This is a genomic window from Flavobacterium sp. NPDC079362 (assembly GCF_050267765.1).
GTDB classification, from domain to species: domain Bacteria; phylum Bacteroidota; class Bacteroidia; order Flavobacteriales; family Flavobacteriaceae; genus Flavobacterium; species Flavobacterium azizsancarii.
Genome location: NZ_JBNNFM010000002.1, coordinates 163,335 through 186,259, shown reverse-complemented (window position 1 = coordinate 186,259; position 22,925 = coordinate 163,335). Strand labels below are relative to the sequence as shown.

Genomic DNA, 22,925 nt, shown 5'->3' with positions numbered 1-22,925 from the left:
TAATATAACTTATTGGTTTTTAATAGATTAACGCGTTATAAATTGTGTTATGAACAGTATAATTTCATTAAAATGAATTTCATACTGAGGAAGTACAATATATATTTGTTATCAAGATGTGAAATTACATTAAATAAATGAATATGAATAGAGAGAAAGTTCAAATTTTTGACACCACTTTGCGCGACGGCGAACAAGTTCCAGGATGTAAGTTAGATACTAAACAAAAGTTAGTTATCGCAGAACGACTTGATAAAATGGGAGTTGACGTTATCGAAGCAGGTTTTCCTGTGTCAAGTCCGGGCGATTTTTTATCGGTCTCTGAGATTTGTAAAATTGTAGAAAACGCTACCGTCTGCGGACTGACAAGAGCTGTAAAAAACGACATTGATGTTGCCGCAGCTGCTTTAAAGCATGCTAAAAGACCTAGAATCCACACAGGAATCGGAACATCTGAATCTCACATTCTCCATAAATTAAATACCACAAGAGAAGACATTATTGCCAGAGCAAAATACGCTGTATCACACGCAAAATCTTATGTAGAAGATGTTGAGTTTTATGCAGAAGATGCCGGTAGAACTGATAACGCTTTCCTTGCAAAAGTTTGTGAAGAAGTGATCAAATCCGGAGCTACGGTATTAAATATCCCAGATACAACAGGGTATTGTTTACCAGATGAATACGGTGCAAAAATCAAATATTTAAGAGAAAACGTAAAAGGTATCGAAAATGTGATCCTTTCATGTCACTGTCATAATGATTTAGGAATGGCAACTGCAAACTCTATTGCAGGAGCTATAAATGGAGCAAGACAAATAGAATGTACTATAAATGGTATTGGTGAAAGAGCCGGAAATACGGCACTTGAAGAAGTAGTGATGATTTTTAAACAACATCCTTACCTTAATCTTGACACTAATATCAATACAAGAGAATTAAATGAAATGAGCCGATTGGTTTCTGAAAGTATGGGAATGATCGTTCAGCCAAATAAAGCTATTGTTGGTGCTAATGCCTTTGCGCACAGTTCAGGGATTCATCAGGATGGTGTAATCAAAAACAGAGCAACTTACGAAATCATGGATCCGCTTGATGTGGGTGTTAATGAATCTTCGATTATTTTGACAGCAAGAAGCGGAAGAGCTGCTTTGGCTTACCGTGCAAAAAAGGTAGGTTACGAGTTGACAAAAGTACAATTGGATATCGTATACATTGAATTTTTGAAATTTGCTGATATCAAAAAAGAAGTTATCGATGCAGATATTCACCAGATTATTGAGGCTTCGAAAATTGAAGGAGATTTAGTTAGAAGTTAGTTGGAAAGAGAATAGAATAAAGAGAATAGAATAAAGAGAAAGATAAAAGGGTTTAAATACATAAAGAACGAGGCATTATGAATTTGAAAATAGCAGTTTTACCGGGAGACGGAATCGGACCAGAGGTAATCGCACAGGCCAAAAAAGCATTATATGCTATTGGCGAAGTGTACAATCATGAATTTGTTTTTGAAGAAGCTCTCATGGGAGCAATTGCTATTGACAAAACAGGAAATCCGTTGCCGGAGCAAACACTTAATCTTTGTTTAAACACAGATGCAGTTTTGTTTGGAGCGATTGGAGATCCTAAATATGACAATAATCCTAATGCAAAAGTTCGTCCGGAGCAGGGGTTACTGAAGCTTCGTAAGGAATTAGGTTTGTTTGCTAACATTCGTCCTATAAAACCGTACAAAGCATTAATTGATTCCTCTCCTTTAAAAAGAGAGATTATTGATGGTGCTGACTTTACTATTTTCAGAGAATTAACCGGTGGTGCTTATTTTGGAGCTAAGACATTAAACGAAGAAGGTACACATGCTTCGGATTTATGTGAATATTCAGAAGAAGAAATTACCAGAATTTCACATTTAGCTTTTAAATCAGCACAAAACCGACGCAAAAAGTTAACTATGGTAGACAAAGCAAATGTTTTGGAAACCTCAAGATTATGGAGAAAAGTTGTTCAGAAAGTGAGTTTGAATTATCCTGATGTAGTGTTAGATTTTTTATTTGTGGACAATGCAGCAATGCAGATTATTCTAAATCCAAAACAATTCGACGTGATTTTAACCGAGAATTTATTTGGAGATATCTTATCTGATGAAGCAAGTGTAATTACAGGATCTATCGGGCTATTGGCTTCGGCATCTTTAGGAGAAAAAAATGCGCTTTTCGAACCAATTCACGGTTCTTATCCACAGGCAAAAGGAAAAAATATTGCCAATCCAATTGCTTCGATTTTATCTGCTGCAATGTTGTTAGAACATTTTGGCTTATTCAAAGAAGCAAATGTAATTTATCAGGCAGTCGAAAAAGCAATTGAATATAAAGTGGTTACAATTGATTTAAAAGCAGATTCAAAATTCGGTACAAATGAAGTAGGAGAGTTTGTCTCAAATTTTATTTTTAGCAAAGATGACCTATTGTATTTTAATAATGACAATGTACATATTGGTCAGTCAACAATTGTTTAAGGTTTTTATTAAAATAATGAAATAAATAACAAGAAGTATGTAAAATGTTGAGATTTTATTTTTTTAGTCCTATAAGTTTTCATACTTTTGTGACACTAAAAAATAAATGATGCAAATCTCAATTATTATTACTTCTGTCGTTGTTGTCAATGTGATTCACACATATGCATCGGGAATGGTATAAATATAATTGAAAAACTATATTACAAACCTTCCAAATACTGGAAGGTTTTTTTTTGAACAAAAATTAAAATAAAATAATACATAATGGAATTAAATAAGTACAGCAAAACCATCACTCAAGATCAAACACAACCTGCAGCGCAAGCGATGTTGTACGGGATTGGTTTAACTGAAGAAGATTTGAAGAAAGCACAAGTTGGTATTGTAAGCATGGGTTACGATGGTAACACTTGTAACATGCATCTGAATGATTTGGCAAAAGACGTCAAAAAAGGTGTTTGGGATGCAAATCTGGTAGGACTTATTTTTAATACTATTGGTGTTAGTGACGGAATTTCAAACGGTACTGAAGGAATGCGTTTTTCATTGGTTTCCCGTGATGTAATCGCAGATTCTATCGAAACAGTTGTGGGAGCACAATGGTACGATGGTATTATTGCAATTCCTGGTTGTGATAAAAATATGCCTGGAGCTTTAATCGCAATGGGAAGAGTAAATCGTCCATCGATTATGGTTTACGGAGGTTCAATTCATTCCGGAAAATGGAAAGGAGAATCATTAAATATTGTTTCTGCTTTTGAAGCTTTAGGAAAAAAGGTGAAAAACGAAATTACTCCGGAAGATTTTAAAGGTGTTATTCAAAATGCATGCCCGGGAGCTGGTGCTTGCGGCGGAATGTACACTGCAAATACAATGTCGTCTGCAATTGAAGCATTAGGAATGAGTTTGCCATACAGCTCTTCTAATCCTGCTTTGAGTCAGGATAAAAGAGACGAATGTCTTGCTGCCGGAGAAGCGATTAAAATATTATTAGAAAAAGATATTAAGCCAAGAGATATTATGACTCGTAAAGCTTTTGAAAACGCAATTACAATCGTTGCAGTTTTAGGAGGTTCTACAAATGCGGTTATGCACTTAATTGCAATGGCGCACGCTGTTGATATCGAAATCACATTAGATGATTTTCAGGCAATCAATGATAAAACACCAGTATTGGCGGATATGAAACCAAGTGGTAAATACATGATGGAGGATATTCACGAAGTTGGAGGTATTCCTTCTATAATGAAATATTTACTAAAAGTAGGATTGATTCATGGGGATTGTTTGACCGTAACCGGAAAAACTGTAGCAGAGAATTTAGCCAATACTCCGGATTTACAAGATGGACAACAGGTTATTCATGAAATACAAAAAGCATTAAAACCAACAGGAAATATTCAGGTTTTATACGGAAATCTTGCTTCTGAAGGTGCTGTTGCAAAAATTAGCGGAAAAGAAGGAGAATATTTTGAAGGTCCTGCTGTTGTTTTTGAAGGAGAATTTGAAGTAATCCCGGGACTTGAGGCCGGAAAAATTAAACCAGGTAATGTAGTAGTCATCAGGTATTGTGGACCAAAAGGTGGTCCGGGAATGCCTGAAATGCTAAAACCAACATCGGCAATTATTGGTGCCGGATTAGGCAGCAGTTGTGCTCTTATTACAGACGGTAGATTCTCTGGAGGTTCACATGGATTTGTGGTAGGTCACATAACACCAGAAGCTTATGATGGTGGTGGTATTGCTTTAGTAAAAGATGGTGATTTAATTGCTATCGATGCTGTAAATAATACAATCAACCTGAAGATATCTGACGAGGAATTTGCAACTCGTGCAGCAGCGTGGGTTCAGCCTCCGTTAAAAGTTACGAAAGGAGTTTTGCTTAAATACGCAAGATCAGTTTCAAGCGCTTCTACAGGTTGCGTTACCGATAAATAATAAAGTCAAAACCTAATATTAAAACCAACTTATTAAATAAAAAATGCTGAAAACAATTTACATGTTTTTCTTATTTGTATTGCCTTTAATTTCATTTTCGCAAAGTAGCAAAATAGAGGATCTAAAGAAAGATTACAATTTAGAGATAAAAAAAGGTGGTTTTATTCTTTTAAAAGATAAAAAAAGTGCTGATAATATTAAGATAGCGAATGCTGCCGGCGAAATTATTTATTCTTTTAAAGGAGATAACAAAAAAGGTTTTTTAAGCGGATTAAATTGCGGGAAGTTTTTCACGTCAAAAGTACGTGGCAGCGGAAATGATGGTGGCGGTTATATGATTTTTGAATATGTAGACGTTGAAATACACGATGTTAAAAATCCAGAAGTCGGAATCAAAACCAATTTCAATTTTACAAATGGATCATGGAATCAGCCTTTTGAAGTTTATAGTTTTTTTGATAATACAGAAAAGGTAGGGATTGTTAATTCTTGTGGCGAGATAATAGTGCCTGCGCAATATAATAGTATTGGTAATTTTAACAAGTCCGGACAAGCTTTAGCTTTTACTAATACAGATTTTACAGTTCTGGATACATTAGGTAAATCATTGCTCAAACAGCCATTTAAGCATGCACGCGGACAAGTATTCAAATATGATTATGATGTTTTTGTAAAAGACAATCGCGTTAGATCAAGTCTGGATGGCAAGCAGTTTGGAATTTATGACTTTAAAGAAAATAAACAATTAATACCAAACAACTATGATAAAATCTATTCATTAGATAAAATGTATTATCATGTTAAAGGAGAGAAAAAAGATGTTGCTTATTTAGCTCAAAAGAATGATATCATTGAGCTTATTGATTATTCAAATCTCAAGAATATCTTTCCTATATCAGTAGGAGCAAATGATGTTAGCTCATTGCTTGAATTTAAGGATAAATACATGGTTATTTTTTCTAAAACAAGAAAAATAATTAAACAATTAGGGGCAAATTCCAGCAGGGACGAATCAATGTATCTTAAGAATATCTATTATGATGGAAAAGTGTTATTTGATCCGAAATTAGAAATAAAAGAAATTAAGATATATAAAGATCGTTTTTTTACGCTTCAGCTTTATAATGGAGGATCAAAAATTTATGATTTTGAGAAATCCAAATTTATTGCGGATTTTCCGAATGATTTAATAGCAGTGAGCGATTATAGAACATTTTCACATGTGATTAGTAATGAGCAATACGTATATAACGGGCAAGATGGCTTTTTTAATGTAAGTATTCCTTGCAAAGGGGCCAATTGCCAAACAAGTTCATCAAGTAAAGGGGCAATTTGTGATTATAATGGAAGATTAAGGACAGATTTCCTGCAAGATGTAAGTTACACAGTTCTAAAACCTGACACGACTCAGGATAAGTTTCTTTTTTTAACTTATAGCAGACCAGATGGTTTTATGATGAATTACGATTTATACGATAATGACGGTAAACTAAAATTAGAACATTTTGAAATAAGTGATAATCAAAAGGAGTATAGCTTAATTGTGAAAAACAACATATTAGTTCTTAATGAAAAAATAGAAAAGACAGCTGTTTATGGCAAAACTGCTTTTGATGTTGATGGAAAAATGATAGGAGAACGATATATGTTTATAAGCGATCCGTCTAAGAAAGAGGAAGTAAAGAGTAATTATACAAAAGAGCAGCTAGAGTCGCAAAAGAACAATAGATTTCTAAAAAAATAAAATATGAATTTGAAAATTACAATAGGATATTTTGTTATACTTTTTCTTTCTTTCAAATCCTTTTCGCAGGTAAAACCACAAAAGGTCGATTTAGATAAGTTTTCGTTTAATGTCAATTATCAAATACTGCCTAAAAAGTTTGTGCCATTAGAGAAAAGAACTTTTAGCAGTGAAGCGATTATAAACAAAGATTTTGTTTCTTTTTACCCTAATAAGGAGACTCTGAACGGTAGAATAAATGTGTATGGCTGGAAAAAAAGTGTAAGATATTCAAATATTGATGTAGAAATAAATTTGAAAAGTTTTACTATGGGGGAGCCAAAGCTTGAATCAAGAATTGATGAATCTAAAGATAAAAATGGGGTAATGGTAAAGACTACCTACTATTTTGTAATTGCGAAAATTGAAGCAAAAGGTTCGGGAGTCGTCAAGATAAAATCAGCAATAAGTGATTCAGGGAAAGATGAGGAAAACACATATGCGTTTGATGAAGACTATATTTATAAATCTAATAATGACAATGTAAATCCTGAAGCGGTAAAAGAATTGTTTAAAAAACAAAAGGATGATTTTTATAATGAAAAAATCAAAACTTATGTTGAATTAGTTCTTAATCAAACGAATCGTAAAGTCAATAAAATGTACGGTTTAGAGGCTACAAGTTATAGAGATAATTTATGGATTATCGACTCTAAAGACGAAGAAGGCGCTATTCAAAAAGAGGCGCTCGAAGCTGTTAAGGTAATTTTTTCTAAGATGACAGCGACTAGTCCAATTGATGGGATAGTAAGTGAAATGAGTCCATTAATAGAGTATTTTGATTCACTTAAAACAAAATATACAGAAAATGATAAGTCGAGTAAAAAGATAAGATATTCAGCTTATTATAATTTAGGAAGAATTTATATTCATTTAGATCAACCTGAAAAAGCTATTAAAGAAGGTGAGGGACTAATTGCTAATGATTATGATAAAAAAGACGGACAAAGAATTATTGATGATGCAAATTATGATCTGGAAGTTTTTAAAAGCACCGCATTCAAATCAAAGCATAATCCTGCATTCTATTAAAATATACATTAAAGCAGTATTTTTAAATACTAGTAATTGTTAAGTTGTAAAAATAATAAAAAATGAAAATATCAGGGGCAGAAGCCGTTATTAGATGTTTATTAGCAGAAGGAGTAGACTTGGTTTACGGATATCCGGGAGGAGCCATAATGCCAGTTTATGACGAATTATATAAATTTCAAGATCAATTACACCATGTCTTGGTACGCCACGAACAAGGTGCAACACATGCAGCGCAAGGTTATGCAAGAGCTACAGGAAAAGTTGGGGTGGCAATTGCTACTTCAGGACCCGGAGCTACAAACTTAGTTACAGGAATTGCAGATGCTCAGATCGATTCAACACCAATGGTTTGCATTACAGGACAGGTTGGGAAGCATTTACTGGGTTCTGATGCTTTTCAGGAAACAGATATTATCGGGATTTCGACTCCGGTAACCAAATGGAATTATCAGGTTACTGAAGCTTCAGAAATTCCTGAAATCATTGCTAAAGCATTTTATATTGCACGTTCAGGTCGTCCGGGTCCCGTATTGATCGATATTACTAAAAACGCTCAGTTTGATGAGTTAGATTTTAGTTATGAAAAATGTACTGCAATCAGAAGTTATGTTCCCGTTCCGAAATTAAAACTGGATAAAGTGGCTGAAGCTGCTGCCTTAATTAATAGCGCTAAGAAACCTTTTATTGTTTTTGGTCAGGGAATTATTCTTGGTCAGGCCGAAGAACAATTAAAAGCTTTAATCGAAAAAACAGGAATTCCTGCTGGCTGGACAATCTTAGGGCTTTCGGCTTTGCCAACAGATCATCCGTTAAACGTGGGTATGTTAGGTATGCACGGAAACTACGGACCAAATATGCTAACTAACCAATGTGATGTTCTAATTGCATTAGGAATGCGTTTTGATGATCGTGTTACAGGAAGTTTGAAAACTTATGCAAAACAAGCAAAAGTGATTCACTTTGAAATTGATCCTGCAGAAGTAGATAAAAACGTAAAAACTGAAGTTGCCGTTTTAGGAGATGTAAGGGAAGCGCTAGATGCGTTATTGCCTTTAATTGAGAAAAATTCTCATGAAGCATGGCATAACGAGTTCAAAGAACTACATAAAATAGAGGTAGAAACGGTTATAAACGAAGAGTTAAACCCAACAAATAATAAAGGAATTTCTATGGGTGAGACTATGGAAATGATCAACAAACACTCAAAAGGTGATGCTATTATTGTTTCAGATGTTGGACAACACCAGATGTTTGCGTGTCGTTATGCCAAGTTTAATTCTACCAAAAGCAATATTACTTCAGGAGGTTTAGGAACTATGGGATTTGCTTTGCCAGCTGCTATTGGAGCTAAAATGGGAAGACCGGATCGTGAAGTAGTGGCTATTATAGGTGATGGTGGATTCCAGATGACAATTCAGGAATTAGGAACTATTTTCCAGACAAAAGTACCAGTGAAAATTGTTATTTTGAATAATGAGTTTTTAGGAATGGTGCGTCAATGGCAGGAATTGTTTTTTGACAATAGATATGCTTCAACAAAAATGATCAATCCAAATTTTGTTGCAATCGCCGAAGGATATTATATTAAATCTAAAAAAGTAACACAAAGAGAAGATTTAGATGCAGCCGTTGCAGAAATGATGGCTTCAAAAGATTCTTATTTTCTGGAGGTTATGGTAGAAAAAGAAAACAATGTTTTCCCAATGATCCCAACAGGAGCATGTGTTTCTGAAATTAGATTAAGCTAAAGAAAAAAAAGTTTCAAGTTTTAAGTTTCACGTTGCAGAACCTGAAACTTGAAACAAGAAAAACTTTAAACAAAAATTACATGGAAGATAAAACATTTACCATATCGGTATATTCAGAAAATAACGTGGGTTTGTTAAATAGAATATCAGGAATATTCTTAAAGCGTCACATTAATATATTAAGTCTAAACGTTTCAGAATCAGAAATAGAGAATGTTTCCAGATTCATTATTGTTGTAGATACAACAGAGAAATGGGTTAAGAACATTGTAGGGCAAATTGAAAAACAAATTGAAGTAATAAAAGCTTTTTATCACACAGATGAAGAGACTATTTATTTAGAAAATGCAATATTCAAAATTGCTTCAAGTTTGTTATTTGACGAAAAACAGATTCAAAATATCATCAAAGAAAGCCAGTCGACAATTGTCACAGTTTCTCGCGACTTCTTTGTGATTTCAAAATCAGGAAGACGTTCTGAAATTGAAGAATTGTATGCAAAATTCAAACCGTACGGCATTATGCAATTTGTACGTTCAGGCAGAATATCAGTTTCTAAAGAAAAAATGGAAATTTCAACATTATTAGAAACATTCAAATAGTATCATCTTAGTTACATATTAATCAATTATTAAATTACAACACATTAAATATTAAAAACAAAATGGCAAATTATTTCAATACATTACCACTTAGATTACAATTAGAACAATTAGGAGTTTGCGAATTTATGGAGCAATCAGAATTTGCAGACGGAATTTCGGCATTAGCAGGAAAAAAAGTTGTCATCGTAGGTTGTGGTGCACAAGGTTTAAATCAAGGTTTAAACATGAGAGATTCTGGTTTAGACATTTCATATGCATTACGTGCAGATGCAATTGCTGAAAAAAGACCTTCTTATAAAAATGCTACTGAAAACGGATTTAAAGTAGGTACTTATGAAGAATTAATTCCAACTGCTGACTTAGTTTGTAACTTAACGCCAGACAAGCAACATACTGCTGTAGTTACCGCCATTATGCCATTAATGAAAAACGGTTCAACTTTATCATACTCTCACGGATTTAATATCGTAGAGGAAGGAATGCAGATTCGTAAAGATATTACAGTAATTATGTGTGCTCCTAAGTGTCCTGGTTCTGAGGTTCGTGAAGAATACAAAAGAGGATTTGGTGTTCCAACACTTATCGCTGTTCACCCGGAGAATGATCCAAACGGTTTTGGTTTAGATCAGGCAAAAGCTTACGCAGTTGCAACTGGAGGACACAAAGCGGGAGTTTTAAAATCTTCTTTCGTAGCTGAAGTAAAATCAGATTTAATGGGTGAGCAAACAATCCTTTGCGGATTATTGCAAACCGGATCTATTTTATGTTTTGATAAAATGATTGAAAAAGGAATTGATCCTGCATATGCTTCAAAATTAATTCAATATGGATGGGAAACTATCACAGAAGCTTTGAAACATGGTGGTATCACAAATATGATGGACCGTCTTTCAAATCCTGCAAAAATTGAAGCTTACGAAATCGCAGAAGAATTAAAAGACATCATGCGTCCGTTATTCCAAAAACATCAGGATGATATTATTTCTGGAGAATTCTCTAGAACTATGATGATTGACTGGGCTAATGATGATAAAAACTTATTGACTTGGAGAGCTGCTACAGGAGAAACTAATTTTGAGAAAACAGCACCACAAGATGCTCCAATTTCAGAACAAGAATATTTTGACAATGGAGTATTGATGATTGCAATGGTAAAAGCTGGTGTAGAATTAGCTTTTGAGACTATGACTGAAGCTGGAATTATTGAAGAATCAGCTTATTATGAGTCGTTACACGAATTGCCATTGATCGCCAATACAATTGCAAGAAAAAAATTATTTGAAATGAACCGTGTTATTTCGGATACAGCAGAATATGGTTGTTATTTATTCGATCATGCTTGTAAGCCGTTATTGACTGAGTACATGAAAACTGTCGAAACTAACATTATAGGAAAACCATTTTCAACTTCTAACGGAGTAGATAATGCTATTTTAATTGCAGTAAACAAAGAAATTCGTCAACATCCTATAGAAGAAGTAGGTACATGGTTGAGGGAATCTATGACTGCAATGAAAAAAATTGGATAATAAATTGGGAATTACCACACATTTGATTGTGGGATTTGCGCTGTATCTCTGTTTTATGTAATATTTTGAATTAGTAAGCACTTATTAAGAAAAATGGATATAGATGCATATTGCATTCACTTAACTTCTGCTAGTAAGTAAGTTAAGTGAAGCTAATCCCTGATGAAGGGGTATGTTTAGTGATAAACATACTTGTTGAAGTTTCATTTTGATTAATAAAGATGCTGCTATTTTCAGAATAGACCTGAGCATTGTAATGCAGAATTACAGAATTAATTGTTATTGAAATTGTTAAAAATAAAGGCATGATATTCATTTATCGTGCCTTTTTTGTGACATGCTTTTTTTCCCAAAAAAGTAAAATTTTATAGTATATATAGAAAAAGGCGATATTTTTTTTAATATGTGTTTTTTTTTGATAAAATTTATGAATTAAATAATTTTAAGAATACGCTGATATTTAATACATTTATAAAAAAATTCCAAAATCATATGAGTTATTATAAAATTGAAAATTTAGAACAATATTTTAAACATTACAATAAGTCAATAAGGGAACCGAGGAAGTTTTGGGGGAAGATAGCTGAAGAGAATTTTACCTGGTACCAACAATGGGAAAAAGTGGTTGATTTTAATATGGCTGATGCCGAAGTGAAATGGTTTACTGAAGCGAAAGTTAATATTACCAAGAATTGCATTGATAGACACTTAAGCAAAAGAGGAGAAAAAACGGCTATTATTTTTGAACCGAACGATCCTTCTGAAAGTGCTTTACATATAACGTATAACGAACTTTACGAAAGAGTTTCAAAAATGGCGAATGTGTTGCGTGAGCAAGGTGTTCGTAAAGGAGACAGAGTTTGTATTTATTTACCAATGATTCCTGAATTAGCAGTTTCTGTTTTGGCATGTGCCAGAATTGGAGCAATTCATTCCGTTATTTTTGCAGGATTCTCAGCTTCGGCAGTTTCAGCAAGAATCAATGATTGCGAATGTAAAATGGTAATTACTTCTGATGGAGGTTACAGAGGAAATAAAAACATTGATTTAAAAGGAATTGTAGATGAAGCATTAGATTCATGTCCAACAGTTTCTAAAGTATTGGTTGTAAAAAGAACCAATACTCAGATTAAAATGAAAGAAGGACGTGACGAATGGTTACAGCCTTTGTTAGATGTAGCTCTTGATAATAGTGTTGCTGAGATTATGGATGCTGAAGATCCTTTATTTATTTTATATACTTCAGGTTCAACTGGAAAACCAAAAGGAATGGTACATACCACAGCCGGTTATATGGTGTATACTGCTTATACTTTTAAAAATGTTTTTAGTCACGAAGAAAATGATATTTTTTGGTGTACTGCAGATATTGGTTGGATTACTGGTCACTCTTATATATTATACGGACCATTATTGAATGGTGGAACAACTGTAATTTTTGAAGGTGTTCCGTCTTATCCTGATTTCAGCCGTTTTTGGGAAATTATCGAAAAACACAAAGTAACCCAATTTTATACAGCACCAACAGCTATTCGTTCTTTAGCAAAAGAAAGTTTAGATTATATCCAGAAGTATCCTTTAAAATCACTTAAAGTAATTGGATCAGTAGGAGAGCCTATCAATGAAGAAGCATGGCACTGGTTCAATGATCATGTAGGAGATAAAAGATGTCCTGTTGTTGATACCTGGTGGCAAACAGAAACTGGTGGAATCATGATTTCTCCAATCGCTTTTGTTACGCCTACAAAACCAACTTATGCAACTTTGCCATTACCGGGAATTCAGCCTGTTTTAATGGATGAAAAACGTAATGAGATCGAAGGAAATCAAGTTGTAGGTAGTTTGTGTATCAAATTTCCATGGCCGGGAATTGCCAGAACTATCTGGGGAGATCACCAACGTTATAAAGACACTTATTTCTCTGCTTTTCCAGGTAAATATTTTACAGGAGATGGCGCCTTAAGAGACGAAGTAGGATATTACAGAATCACAGGTAGGGTAGATGACGTGGTTATTGTTTCAGGACATAATCTGGGAACAGCACCAATTGAAGATGCAATTAATGAGCATCCTGCTGTAGCTGAATCTGCTATTGTTGGATTCCCACATGATATTAAAGGAAATGCTTTATATGGTTTTGTAATTCTTAAAGAAACAGGAGAATATAGAGACAGAGCAAATTTGACAAAAGAAATTAATCAATATATTTCTGATCATATCGGGCCAATTGCAAAATTGGATAAAATTCAGTTTGTTTCCGGTTTACCAAAAACACGTTCAGGAAAAATTATGCGTAGAATTTTACGTAAAATAGCCGAAGGAGATTTTTCTAATTTTGGAGATACTTCAACGTTATTAAATCCTGAAGTTGTAGACGAAATTTCGAAAGAAAGAATTTCTTAATTCTTATACAGATAAAACTAAAAATGCCTCTTAAAATTTAAGAGGCATTTTTAGTTGATATCATTTTCGAATTACTGTCAGACTGAGCGAAGTCGAAGTTCTTATGCAGAATCACTTTGCGAAACTTCGACTTTATTTATAACTTATATGGTTTGAAGCTTTTCTATTTAATCCCCAATCTTGATTTTAGTTTCAAAAACAAAAGTGCAATTTTATAAGCATCTTCTGAAGATGAATTTCTATCGCTTTTTGGAATTTTAAAGATTTCACTTAAATCATCTAATGAAAATTGTTTGTCATTAATATCCATTAATTTGCGATACATCATGTCAACATCTAAAGCTTCGTTTTTCAATCTTCCACAATCAAGACGTTCTAATGCGGCATTTAGCATTTCGATGTCAAAATTTATATGATGACCAACCAGAATAGAATTTCCTATGAAGTTTACAAACGCTTCGATAGCATCTGGCTCGGGCATTTTCAACATTTTGCTTTCAATGATAAATTCATTCGAAAGTCCATTATCCTGCAAAAACTTATATTGCAGCAAAACAGCTTCGAAATTATCTTTTATAACAATTCCATCGTCAATTACAGAAAAAGCACCCAGAGATAAAATAACATCTTTATTGGGGTTTAATCCAGAAGTTTCTGTAGATAAAACTACAAAACGATTCGGTTTTGTCTCAAACTTGGTTAAGTAATCCTTCCAGAAATCCGGATACTCTTTGTTGATATTTTTAATCCAGTCTAGCATACTTATGAGAATTGTGTAAGTTGAAATTTACTCTTAATCAGTTCCTCAAGGTCTTTCATTGGGGTTAAGGCATTTTTTAACTTTTCTTTGTCTGTTTTAGACATTTCTCGCATATTAATATATTGTCCGGAATCGTCGTTCTTTAATCCTTCTATCGTTCTAAATTTTGATAAAGTTAAAAATGCATCGGCACAACTTAAGTATATCTCAGCATTTTTAGAATCTGTGATTGCTAATTGTTTGAATCTTAAGTAAGTGTTTTTTATGCCTTTTATGTTTGCATTTAAAATCAATAAACGTGCAGAATCAATTAACGGCATTAATGCGCGGGTTTTAATATCAAATGTTGTTTTATGCGGACCTTCTTCTTCAACAATAAATTTCTTAAAAAAACTTAATGGAGAATTTCTTTTTAAAGCGTCATTCCCTAAAAAATCAAAGAATAATGTGTTGTTCACAGCATTTTTAAAAATGACATTTTCTATTACTTCTTCGATTTTTGGCTCTCCAAAAACAATTTCATAATCAAAGAAAATACTACTTAAATCATTGCTGTTTTCACCTGGAGTATTCATCCAGCTGTTGTATTGTTTTGTCCAGTCTGTCAACGATTTACACCATAACATATTACTTCCCATGTGTCCGTTTGGACAATATTCGTAACCTACTTTTTCTAATATAGAAGTTGTTCGTTTTGCCAGCCTTAAAAAATAATCTTTTACTTCTCTGTATTTCTCAGGCGCAACATCTTCAAATATTAATATACTATCCTGATCAGTAAGTAATAATTGTTCTTTACGCCCTTGACTGCCAATGCTTAACCATGCAAATCGAGCAGGAGGGGAGCCTAAATCTAAAATTGACAATTCGACAGCTCGCTTTATTATTGCAAGATTAATTTCACTGGCAATATTGCTAATATGTGAAATAGGAATGTTTTTCTGAATAGAGTTTTGAATCAGGTCAGACAAACGATCGCGTATTTGTTTTAAATCTTTAGGAAGTTGAGAACGTTTGATTTCTTTAATCAAAACACCTGGATTACTGGCTTGTGCCACAATTAAATCATGCTCAGAAATAATTCCCTTTACAGCAGATTTATTCGTTCCGTCTTTGGTAACACATAAATGGGTAACATTATGTTTTAACATTAACAACTGCGCCTCAGCCAGCGATACATTTTCAATTACGGTTACGACCGGCGAAGACATAATCCTGTCGATTGATTCTGTAATAGGATAGCGGCCAGTCGCAATTTTAGAAGATAAATCAGCATTTGTTACAATACCAATTGGGTTATTTTTTTCGCAGATTACAATATTATCCACCATTGCTTCCGTCATTAGGATAGCAACATCCTTAACAATCTTGTTTGATTCAGTTGTTAATGGAGAGGTATTATAGGCAAGTGATTGAATATATTGCATTTCTGACTGCTGATCGACATAGAATGCAGTATCAGAAATTAACTTACCGTTAGAATTTACATTGTCTTTTGCGTGTCTTGAATTGATGGCAAAATTTTCTAATAAAAAATTTAATACATCCGAATTATTAGCTACAAATGGTCTGAATACAGCAATAGGAATCGCATAAATAATGCTTTCTTCACGTGCTTTTGCTGTCATCATGTAGTTATTCTTGGCAAAAAACGGACGTAAACCAAAAATATCACCTTCATGACATTTGTTTATAAGCGTTTCTTCAGCATCAGCAATTGTTGTTAAATTTATGACACCAGAAGCTACAACATAAAAACTATCATGAAGTAAATCGTTGATTTGAAATAATACGGCGTGTTTTTCTAAATTGATAACACGAATATTTGTAGCAATATCAGATAATTCCTGAAAAGTTAAATTATCAAATGGTGGGTATTCTTTTAAAAAATCTGCAATATGCTCAGCGATTGTATTCATATGTTGATAATTTTTTTTAAAGTATCGAATGTAAAAATAATAAAATAAAGTCTTACAATGAAAGCATCTTTACGAGAATGTGATTATTTTAAGAAAATGTTAAAATTAACTGGTATACAGGCTTTAAAAACTATTTATTACCAGTTAACGAACATAAAAAATAGTTAAACTTCGGACAATATTGTTTAAAAAGCAAAGCTGCAAGATAGAGAATAGATCAGTAGTATTTTTCAAAACTTTTTCAACAATCATTAAATCGTTCATGAGCAGGTTTTGAAATATTCTATTTTACATAATATAAATTATAGTTCATTTGTGGTATAACTAATTAACAATTACCACATGGCCTTAAAACGATCTTCTTTAGAGAATTACACTCTATTACTTGTAGAATTAAACAAGATGCGTCACACAAATTTCAATGCAAAAACATTTTTGAAAAAAATGCGTCCATTTTGCAAAACCTCTCATTTAAAGTTTAAAACATTATTTCTAAGAATCCGTGGTTCAAATATAGGGATTACAATTCGAGTTTGTACGGATTGCTTTATAGTAACACAATCTTTTTGTGTTCACGAATTCATTTTTTACTGTAATTCTCATAAAACATTGCTTTCAAAACTTCTTAAACACAATCTTTTAATTCCTTAAAATATGTCAACAATTTTACTTTTAATTCAAAAACGAGAAAATTTACTCTTGGAATTAGCTGGTTTAAATCACGATTTAAACGAGTATTCAAAAAATCCTGTAGAAACTGTCGATTTGCTAGGTCTAAAACATCAGCATCATTTTACTATTAGAGAGATCACAAAAATTGGTCAGCAGATAAATGTTTTTTTTAATTCTCAAATTTCAAATTATAAAAACAAATTTTTTGAGATCGAAAAGAAAATAACTGAAGCTGTTTCGAAAAAAGAATTTACAATAAACGATTTACCCAAAAATCATTATTCGCTGTGGCAAAATTTAGAAAATTAATTTTTTGCTACTCCCCTTTCGATTTTTCAATAGTTGCCGTAGGGTATAACGGCAACTAACTCACTCAAACCTACTAAAAAACAATGATTTCATATAAAGAAAGGCATCAAGCCCAAACTAAATTCAAAAACAATACTTTAAAACCTACTCTTATAAATATAGACTACTTAATTATCAATCTAGAGGGTCAGCCGTTTGGAGAATTTCCCGAACATTCAAAGTTTCGCTTAAAACCTTATGAATACGGAACTAAGATTTTTGAACTTAGAGCAGATTTATATTATGAAGATTTAAAAATTGGAATTTATACAGCAAGACCACGCTCGGCAATTATGAGTGAACAATTTGCACAACTGCAATTCGAAAACAATCTATTTTACACATTATCTAACGATGCTTTAAGAGGTGTCATAAACGCTTTTTGCGATGAAACAAACTACATATTTAAGTCTGTTAATAGACTGGATATCTGCCTTGATAAGTCTGATATCAACAATTCTTACCGTAATTTATATAGTAATGTTGTTGCAGGTAACTACCTTATTTCGGGGCGTCCGAAAAATTTACAAAGCTATTTTGAAACCTATAAAGGAAAATCAATACTTAACGGTTTCCAAATTGGGAAAAGAACATCTGACAAAATAATACGATGCTATAACAAAACGTTGTCGTTGCAACTGACTGAAAAGCCATATATAAACGAATATTACGCAAATAATGGTTTGAAAAATGACAATGTTTGGCGTTTTGAATATCAGTTAAATTCAGCGTTTTTTAGAGGTTTAAATGAATACTCAAAATTAGATTTAAATATCAGTCAAACAATGACTTGGGGTATTTTTGATAAAGCAAACCTTTATGAATTATTAAAGATTGCAAATAAAGGTTTTTTTGAACTTCGTGAGAATACTGGTAAAAGTCAAATCAATAAAGAGAAGCTTATTGTTTTATTTGATTTTGATTTTTTACAATCTCAAATAACAAAATTCAATCCTATAATCAAACGTTTAAAAAAGGTTGTTCTTTCTTCGACAACCATTAAAAAACGTCTTGCAAAATCTCTATTTAGAGAATATTACGCAAACAATCAGGATATATCTTATATCGTTGCTCTAAATCTTTTACTTGAAGATATGGACATGACTACTGAAAACCAACTATTAGTATGGTTTCAAAACAAATTACATTTCTATCTGCACGAATTTAGAACCAAAGAAAAATTAGTAAATGACTTTGATTCTGAATTATTTCACGAACACCAACTTTTATTTTTATAAGCCATGAAAACACAGAATACAAGCCAAAAAGTAACTAAAACCCAGTTAATGCATATTCTTGAATTAAGCTATAAAACAGCTTGTAAAGAATATCAAACAATCATTGATTCTCTAGCTTTAAAAAGGAACTATTTAACGGTTCAAGACCTAATAAACTATGGCATATTATAGGGAAAATTAGGGAAAAATAGGGAATTATAGGGAATTTTAGGGAACGTCAAATAATAGTTGCAATAATCTTTGTGAAAGAAATTTAAACAAATAAAAATTATAACAAATGAAAATTGCAACTATTACAGGCGTTACAAAATCGCCAGAACTTCAAGTAACAAAAGCAATCGGTGCTTTGATTCTTTCAAGTGATTTAGCATTATCAGCTTTGACTACTGAAAAAATTAGTATTTACATTGAGCGTGGAAACGGTTCGAATGTCATTTTAGCAAACAAAGTGTTGCTTAAAGATTTCATTTTAGCAAGTACCTACGGAACTGAAAATACACAATCCGATGAAAGTAATGCTTTGATTGCATTATGTGAATTAGCAGACGAAGGTTCAATTTATCTTGCAGATAAAGAGAGTATTAAAATTACTCTTGAAGATTTGATTGCAGGTAAACGCTACGATTTATATGGAATCGAAGAGCCTCAGCAAACAAACAATTTATTCTTTTTTGAACAAAAATCTGTTGCTTCTGAAGAGTTTAACAAAAAAATTGATGTTCAGGGATTTGATTTGGCTGTCATGACTGTAGATGAATCTGTAAGTGATCTTTCTTACCAGTACGCAAATGGTCAAGTGGTTAAATACCTTCCTTTTGAATTGCAAACTTTAAGTCGTGATATTGACCCAATTCAGGCTGTTTTAGCAGATGGAAAAGTCCTTCAAGGTTTAACGGATAGATTAACCTTGCCTTTGGTGGCTGTGGTTGGTATTGAAATCAATAAGTCGCAAGGCTCAATTATTAATTTCGTCGTAAGATGTTTAAAAACTGTATAAACTATGGGATTTTTTAAAAAAATTGGTACAGCGATTAAGAAAAATGTTTCGTTCAAAAACTTGGTAAAGGTCGCTACTCCTATTATGGGTGCTATTCCTTTCGTTGGTGGAGCAGTTCAAAACATATCGCAGAATTTGCAAGATGCTCACGAAGCAAAAAAAGCAAATAATGCTGCGCAAGCCGAATACAACAATCAGCAAGCTTTAGCTGTAGCTAGTCAAACGGCTGGTGCTGTAGCAAATGCAGGTTCTCAGATTTTCGCAAAAAGCGTTGTTACGGGTATTAATGACGGATTAAGTGCTGGTTTTGTTCAGGGAACTGGTCAGGTTGGTGCTACTGTCGTAAGCTCAACTATTAAGGTTTGGTTTCAAAGAAACTGGAAAATTGTTTTAGGCGCAGTCGCTGGTCTTATTGCATTGATTTGGTTTATAAGACGTGATCGTAACAATTCAGGTAAGAGAGTTGCTAGAAAAAGATAACAAGCCGAAAAATTACTATCGAATCTATCTCATTGTATTTCTGATAGATTCGTCAGTAATCATAATAAAAAAACTGGCTGAAATCATATTAATAATTAAACACATTATAAAGTAATGGCACAAAATAAAAAGAGTTATAATTCTAATAATCAGAATAATAACAATCAACAAAAAGTTAAGCATTCAGGTGCTAAAAACACAACTTACACCCCTGTTTCGGGTCCTAATAAAGGCGTAGAACAGCATCTAACAACTGGTTGGAGATTGTCTAAAGGAGAATTAATTGCAATCAAATGTGTAACAACTACTAAATCAAATCTTTCAGATAAAGGTTGGTTCGGTTCTGTAGCATGCACTTTTACTAACACTAAAACGGGTGTTCAATCTTTCCACTGGGGTACAATGCAGAAAAACGGTGGTAAAGTGGTAATTGATAGCATGGCTTTTGTAATCAACCCACGTGCAAAAAACGGGGGTTACGCAGGTACATTTATTCGCTCGAACTAATGTTTAAGGTCATATTAAAGTTCCTCCCTCTTATACTTCATGAGGGGGTGGATTTACTCAAAGAGTATTTAGAAAAAAGAAAACAATTAAAACAAAATAAGTAATGAAAAATTTGAAAGGAATTGTTTCGATAATTGGTGTTATCGTTAAATATGGTGCGGTTGTAACTGCTATTTTAAAAGGTATTCAGGTAGTTTCAGACGAATTAGGTAAGCTTGATTTCGGAAAAGATGAACCGCAAACGCCTGCTAAACCTTTAATTACAGAAGAAAATGAGTGATTATTTAGGCAGAAAAGAATTAACTAGAGGTATTCGAAATAACAATCCGGGTAACTTGGTTTTGACAAATATTGCTTGGCAGGGTAAAATTCCAAATGCTCAAAATACTGATAAACATTTTGAACAGTTTACGGAAGTAAAATATGGTATTCGTGCCATGTTAAGAGATTTGACAAACGACATTGATAAGGGAAAAAATACCGTAAGAAAGCTTATAACTGAATATGCACCGCCATCTGAAAACGATACTCAAAAGTATATTGATGTTATTTCAAAAGCTGTCGGTTTAGACCCTGACCAAACAATCAAAATTGTAGATGCAAAGTTTTATTTAGTGATTGCAAGGGCAATTATTAAACATGAATGTGCGCCCGATCATAATTTAATTTATGATTCAGACATTCAGGATGCTATAGACATTATGGGAGATTATAATCTTTCAGGTGTAACGGTAACAGCTAAAAGAAAATTCAAATTCAATTATTTGATTATTCCCGTACTGCTTTTTTTTTATACTGTTTACAGCGTTACAGTCTAAACAAACGCCCAAAACGATAAAAATTATTAATTCAAAAATTTAAACAAGATGTTAGATAAAATCAAACTTTTTTACGCAAACAATAAAACTATTGCAAATGTTGTATTAGTTGCTTTAGCAGGATTATTAGCTTATAAATTATTTAAGAAAAAATAATATTATGGCTCAAAGAGAAATAATTAATAGAACAAAGAGCCAAGCCAATACTGTTTGGCTCTTTGATTTTCTGCAAAAATACTGGCTTCTTATTGCTGGCATAATTGTGATCTATCCACTATTAAAAAAATGGTACGATAAGTTTACGCAAGATGCTGAGGAGAAAGAATTGGAAAACGCAGAAAAAGATTTAAGAATTGCAGTTTCTAATCCAATGACAAAAGAAATCGAATTGAACAAAATTACACCACGTAAAGAAGTTCATGACATTGCTGAATCTTTAGCTGTGTGGTTGGGAACAAATAAGCAAACGAAAGATGCGCCTTGGTACACTTGGATAACTGAGCCGTTTTCCAATTTCGAAAATGAAAATGAAACGATTAACGAGTTATTGAAAGTAAAACAAGTTACAACTGTTCCTTTAGTAATTGGCTGTTATTATGTTATTACAAGACGTGATTTAAAGGCTGATTTAAAAAAATATTTATCAACTTCGGACTTAAAAAAAGTTCCTTTATTCAATTAAAACAAGATGAATTATATACAATACATTGATGATACTTATGCTGTAAAGGTTAAGGAAGTTTATTTGGACTATGAACAAGGTTATGCTGTAACAGATATTCAAACACCATTTTTTATATTATCTCTTTTTGTTGAGAATAAGCGTGTAAATGGTGTTACTTTTAACAACTATGATAGTCTGCCGATGTTATCGGTAATTAATGATTTGGGTAATGTAGATTTAAATGTTATTCCTGAAAATCATTTTGCAACTGCTTTTACAGAAATGTATCTTGGAGTTCCTTATTCAGCTGGCACGGGTGTCGAGATTTCAAATTTTAGCGATTTTCAAAAGAAGCCATTAAGATATTTAAAAGAATATAAATTACCTCAATTCCGAATAGACGGCAGATTTTCGCAGGGTTCGGGTTACACATTTGATCGTAGAGTTTATTCTTTTCTTAATCTTGGAACTATTCAGGGAGATAATAAATTTTATGTTGGTGGTTATGATACTTATCCAAATTCAACTCATGTTGATGTAGTAGATTTTCAGGGACAAACTCCAAATTATATTCGTAATGGTTATGATTTGGTTACTGGTTTTCCTGTTCAGAATAACGGCAGTATTGTTCAATTTGGAGATTTTTATGTAAAAATGACAACTACCAAAACATCATTTCCTTATGGTTTAAAGATTTGGATTTTTACAGATATTCGAACAAATGAATTTTGGATTTTAGTCAATTATGTAGAACAAGGTACTAGCATTATTAAAAAAGGCGAATTTGATATTTCAACCTTTATATGTGTAAACGGTGGGTTCAAGATTAAAAATCTACTTCATGAAGTAGAAATACAAATCAGTACTATATATGGCTAATACTACTCCAACGCCATACAGTTGTACGATCTTTAATAAAGATAAAAGTATAAGACCTATAAAAATTGAATTTTGTAAATCAAT

At 32.8% G+C, this 22,925-nt stretch carries 20 protein-coding genes; 18 read left to right on the top strand and 2 right to left on the bottom strand.

Annotated features, from left to right (window positions below):
* Window positions 1–143: 143 nt before the first annotated feature.
* The 9 genes from ACQKCJ_RS03050 to acs all read left to right on the top strand — a co-directional run bounded on the left by ACQKCJ_RS03050 (window position 144) and on the right by acs (window position 13,559).
* Entirely contained in the window at window positions 144–1,319 is a 1,176-nt protein-coding gene (locus tag ACQKCJ_RS03050; protein WP_427401333.1) for a 2-isopropylmalate synthase, read from the top strand.
* A gap of 77 nt (window positions 1,320–1,396) precedes the next feature.
* Complete coding sequence (gene leuB, locus ACQKCJ_RS03045) at window positions 1,397–2,515, top strand: 3-isopropylmalate dehydrogenase (RefSeq protein WP_271337539.1); 1,119 nt, start codon at window positions 1,397–1,399, stop codon at window positions 2,513–2,515.
* Window positions 2,516–2,782: 267 nt separating this feature from the next.
* Window positions 2,783–4,456: a dihydroxy-acid dehydratase gene (ilvD, locus tag ACQKCJ_RS03040; RefSeq protein ID WP_271337538.1), complete on the top strand. Its 1,674-nt coding sequence runs from the start codon at window positions 2,783–2,785 to the stop codon at window positions 4,454–4,456.
* Window positions 4,457–4,499: 43 nt separating this feature from the next.
* Window positions 4,500–6,200, top strand: coding sequence for a hypothetical protein (locus tag ACQKCJ_RS03035; protein ID WP_271337537.1), 1,701 nt, complete (start codon window positions 4,500–4,502; stop codon window positions 6,198–6,200).
* A 3-nt stretch (window positions 6,201–6,203) separates the two neighbouring features.
* Complete coding sequence (locus ACQKCJ_RS03030) at window positions 6,204–7,271, top strand: hypothetical protein (protein WP_271337536.1); 1,068 nt, start codon at window positions 6,204–6,206, stop codon at window positions 7,269–7,271.
* Window positions 7,272–7,333: 62 nt separating this feature from the next.
* Window positions 7,334–9,022: a biosynthetic-type acetolactate synthase large subunit gene (gene ilvB, locus ACQKCJ_RS03025; protein ID WP_271337535.1), complete on the top strand. Its 1,689-nt coding sequence runs from the start codon at window positions 7,334–7,336 to the stop codon at window positions 9,020–9,022.
* 80 nt (window positions 9,023–9,102) lie between these two features.
* Window positions 9,103–9,624 carry an acetolactate synthase small subunit gene (gene ilvN, locus ACQKCJ_RS03020; protein ID WP_271337534.1) on the top strand — a complete coding sequence of 174 codons (522 nt, stop codon included), beginning with the start codon at window positions 9,103–9,105 and terminating at the stop codon, window positions 9,622–9,624.
* 62 nt (window positions 9,625–9,686) lie between these two features.
* A complete protein-coding gene (gene ilvC / locus ACQKCJ_RS03015; protein WP_271337533.1) occupies window positions 9,687–11,156 on the top strand; it encodes a ketol-acid reductoisomerase in 1,470 nt (489 codons plus the stop codon).
* A 492-nt stretch (window positions 11,157–11,648) separates the two neighbouring features.
* Complete coding sequence (gene acs, locus ACQKCJ_RS03010; RefSeq protein WP_271337532.1) at window positions 11,649–13,559, top strand: acetate--CoA ligase; 1,911 nt, start codon at window positions 11,649–11,651, stop codon at window positions 13,557–13,559.
* A gap of 163 nt (window positions 13,560–13,722) precedes the next feature.
* Here the strand turns inward: acs and ACQKCJ_RS03005 are convergent, their stop codons facing one another.
* On the bottom strand, window positions 13,723–14,319 hold the full coding sequence (locus ACQKCJ_RS03005) for a 3'-5' exonuclease (protein WP_271334885.1): 597 nt from the start codon (window positions 14,317–14,319) through the stop codon (window positions 13,723–13,725).
* Window positions 14,320–14,321: 2 nt separating this feature from the next.
* Window positions 14,322–16,238 carry a DUF294 nucleotidyltransferase-like domain-containing protein gene (locus ACQKCJ_RS03000; protein WP_271334884.1) on the bottom strand — a complete coding sequence of 639 codons (1,917 nt, stop codon included), beginning with the start codon at window positions 16,236–16,238 and terminating at the stop codon, window positions 14,322–14,324.
* A 654-nt stretch (window positions 16,239–16,892) separates the two neighbouring features.
* On the opposite strand from ACQKCJ_RS03000, the gene ACQKCJ_RS02995 reads away from it, so the two are divergent.
* The 9 genes from ACQKCJ_RS02995 to ACQKCJ_RS02955 all read left to right on the top strand — a co-directional run bounded on the left by ACQKCJ_RS02995 (window position 16,893) and on the right by ACQKCJ_RS02955 (window position 22,841).
* Window positions 16,893–17,219 (top strand): hypothetical protein, encoded by a 327-nt coding sequence (locus ACQKCJ_RS02995; protein WP_427401332.1) that lies wholly within the window; start codon window positions 16,893–16,895, stop codon window positions 17,217–17,219.
* 83 nt (window positions 17,220–17,302) lie between these two features.
* Window positions 17,303–18,496, top strand: a complete 1,194-nt coding sequence (locus ACQKCJ_RS02990) for a hypothetical protein (RefSeq protein WP_427401331.1) — start codon at window positions 17,303–17,305, stop codon at window positions 18,494–18,496.
* Between the two features lie 277 nt (window positions 18,497–18,773).
* Window positions 18,774–19,493 (top strand): hypothetical protein, encoded by a 720-nt coding sequence (locus tag ACQKCJ_RS02985; protein ID WP_427401330.1) that lies wholly within the window; start codon window positions 18,774–18,776, stop codon window positions 19,491–19,493.
* Window positions 19,494–19,496: 3 nt separating this feature from the next.
* Window positions 19,497–19,973 (top strand): hypothetical protein, encoded by a 477-nt coding sequence (locus tag ACQKCJ_RS02980; RefSeq protein ID WP_427401329.1) that lies wholly within the window; start codon window positions 19,497–19,499, stop codon window positions 19,971–19,973.
* 114 nt (window positions 19,974–20,087) lie between these two features.
* On the top strand, window positions 20,088–20,480 hold the full coding sequence (locus ACQKCJ_RS02975) for a hypothetical protein (protein WP_427401328.1): 393 nt from the start codon (window positions 20,088–20,090) through the stop codon (window positions 20,478–20,480).
* Between the two features lie 103 nt (window positions 20,481–20,583).
* The gene (locus tag ACQKCJ_RS02970; RefSeq protein ID WP_427401327.1) at window positions 20,584–20,760 is read left to right on the top strand and encodes a hypothetical protein; all 177 of its coding nucleotides are present in this window, start codon (window positions 20,584–20,586) and stop codon (window positions 20,758–20,760) included.
* Window positions 20,753–21,298 (top strand): hypothetical protein, encoded by a 546-nt coding sequence (locus tag ACQKCJ_RS02965; protein WP_427401326.1) that lies wholly within the window; start codon window positions 20,753–20,755, stop codon window positions 21,296–21,298. Before ACQKCJ_RS02970 ends, ACQKCJ_RS02965 begins: the two co-directional genes overlap by 8 nt.
* A 160-nt stretch (window positions 21,299–21,458) precedes the next feature.
* A complete protein-coding gene (locus ACQKCJ_RS02960; RefSeq protein ID WP_427401325.1) occupies window positions 21,459–21,980 on the top strand; it encodes a hypothetical protein in 522 nt (173 codons plus the stop codon).
* 6 nt (window positions 21,981–21,986) lie between these two features.
* A complete protein-coding gene (locus ACQKCJ_RS02955; RefSeq protein ID WP_427401324.1) occupies window positions 21,987–22,841 on the top strand; it encodes a hypothetical protein in 855 nt (284 codons plus the stop codon).
* Window positions 22,842–22,925 lie beyond the last annotated feature (84 nt).

Coding starts and splice junctions, on each gene's coding strand:
- ACQKCJ_RS02995 (WP_427401332.1), top strand. CDS start 16,893: ATGTCAACAATTTTACTTTTAATTCAAAAACGAGAAAATTTACTCTTG.
- ilvN (WP_271337534.1), top strand. CDS start 9,103: ATGGAAGATAAAACATTTACCATATCGGTATATTCAGAAAATAACGTG.
- ACQKCJ_RS02955 (WP_427401324.1), top strand. CDS start 21,987: ATGAATTATATACAATACATTGATGATACTTATGCTGTAAAGGTTAAG.
- ACQKCJ_RS03005 (WP_271334885.1), bottom strand. CDS start 14,319: ATGCTAGACTGGATTAAAAATATCAACAAAGAGTATCCGGATTTCTGG.
- ACQKCJ_RS03035 (WP_271337537.1), top strand. CDS start 4,500: ATGCTGAAAACAATTTACATGTTTTTCTTATTTGTATTGCCTTTAATT.
- ACQKCJ_RS02960 (WP_427401325.1), top strand. CDS start 21,459: ATGGCTCAAAGAGAAATAATTAATAGAACAAAGAGCCAAGCCAATACT.
- ACQKCJ_RS02965 (WP_427401326.1), top strand. CDS start 20,753: ATGAGTGATTATTTAGGCAGAAAAGAATTAACTAGAGGTATTCGAAAT.
- ACQKCJ_RS02985 (WP_427401330.1), top strand. CDS start 18,774: ATGAAAATTGCAACTATTACAGGCGTTACAAAATCGCCAGAACTTCAA.
- ilvB (WP_271337535.1), top strand. CDS start 7,334: ATGAAAATATCAGGGGCAGAAGCCGTTATTAGATGTTTATTAGCAGAA.
- ACQKCJ_RS03000 (WP_271334884.1), bottom strand. CDS start 16,238: ATGAATACAATCGCTGAGCATATTGCAGATTTTTTAAAAGAATACCCA.
- ACQKCJ_RS02975 (WP_427401328.1), top strand. CDS start 20,088: ATGGCACAAAATAAAAAGAGTTATAATTCTAATAATCAGAATAATAAC.
- ACQKCJ_RS02980 (WP_427401329.1), top strand. CDS start 19,497: ATGGGATTTTTTAAAAAAATTGGTACAGCGATTAAGAAAAATGTTTCG.
- ACQKCJ_RS03030 (WP_271337536.1), top strand. CDS start 6,204: ATGAATTTGAAAATTACAATAGGATATTTTGTTATACTTTTTCTTTCT.
- ilvD (WP_271337538.1), top strand. CDS start 2,783: ATGGAATTAAATAAGTACAGCAAAACCATCACTCAAGATCAAACACAA.
- ACQKCJ_RS02970 (WP_427401327.1), top strand. CDS start 20,584: ATGAAAAATTTGAAAGGAATTGTTTCGATAATTGGTGTTATCGTTAAA.
- ilvC (WP_271337533.1), top strand. CDS start 9,687: ATGGCAAATTATTTCAATACATTACCACTTAGATTACAATTAGAACAA.
- ACQKCJ_RS02990 (WP_427401331.1), top strand. CDS start 17,303: ATGATTTCATATAAAGAAAGGCATCAAGCCCAAACTAAATTCAAAAAC.
- leuB (WP_271337539.1), top strand. CDS start 1,397: ATGAATTTGAAAATAGCAGTTTTACCGGGAGACGGAATCGGACCAGAG.
- acs (WP_271337532.1), top strand. CDS start 11,649: ATGAGTTATTATAAAATTGAAAATTTAGAACAATATTTTAAACATTAC.
- ACQKCJ_RS03050 (WP_427401333.1), top strand. CDS start 144: ATGAATAGAGAGAAAGTTCAAATTTTTGACACCACTTTGCGCGACGGC.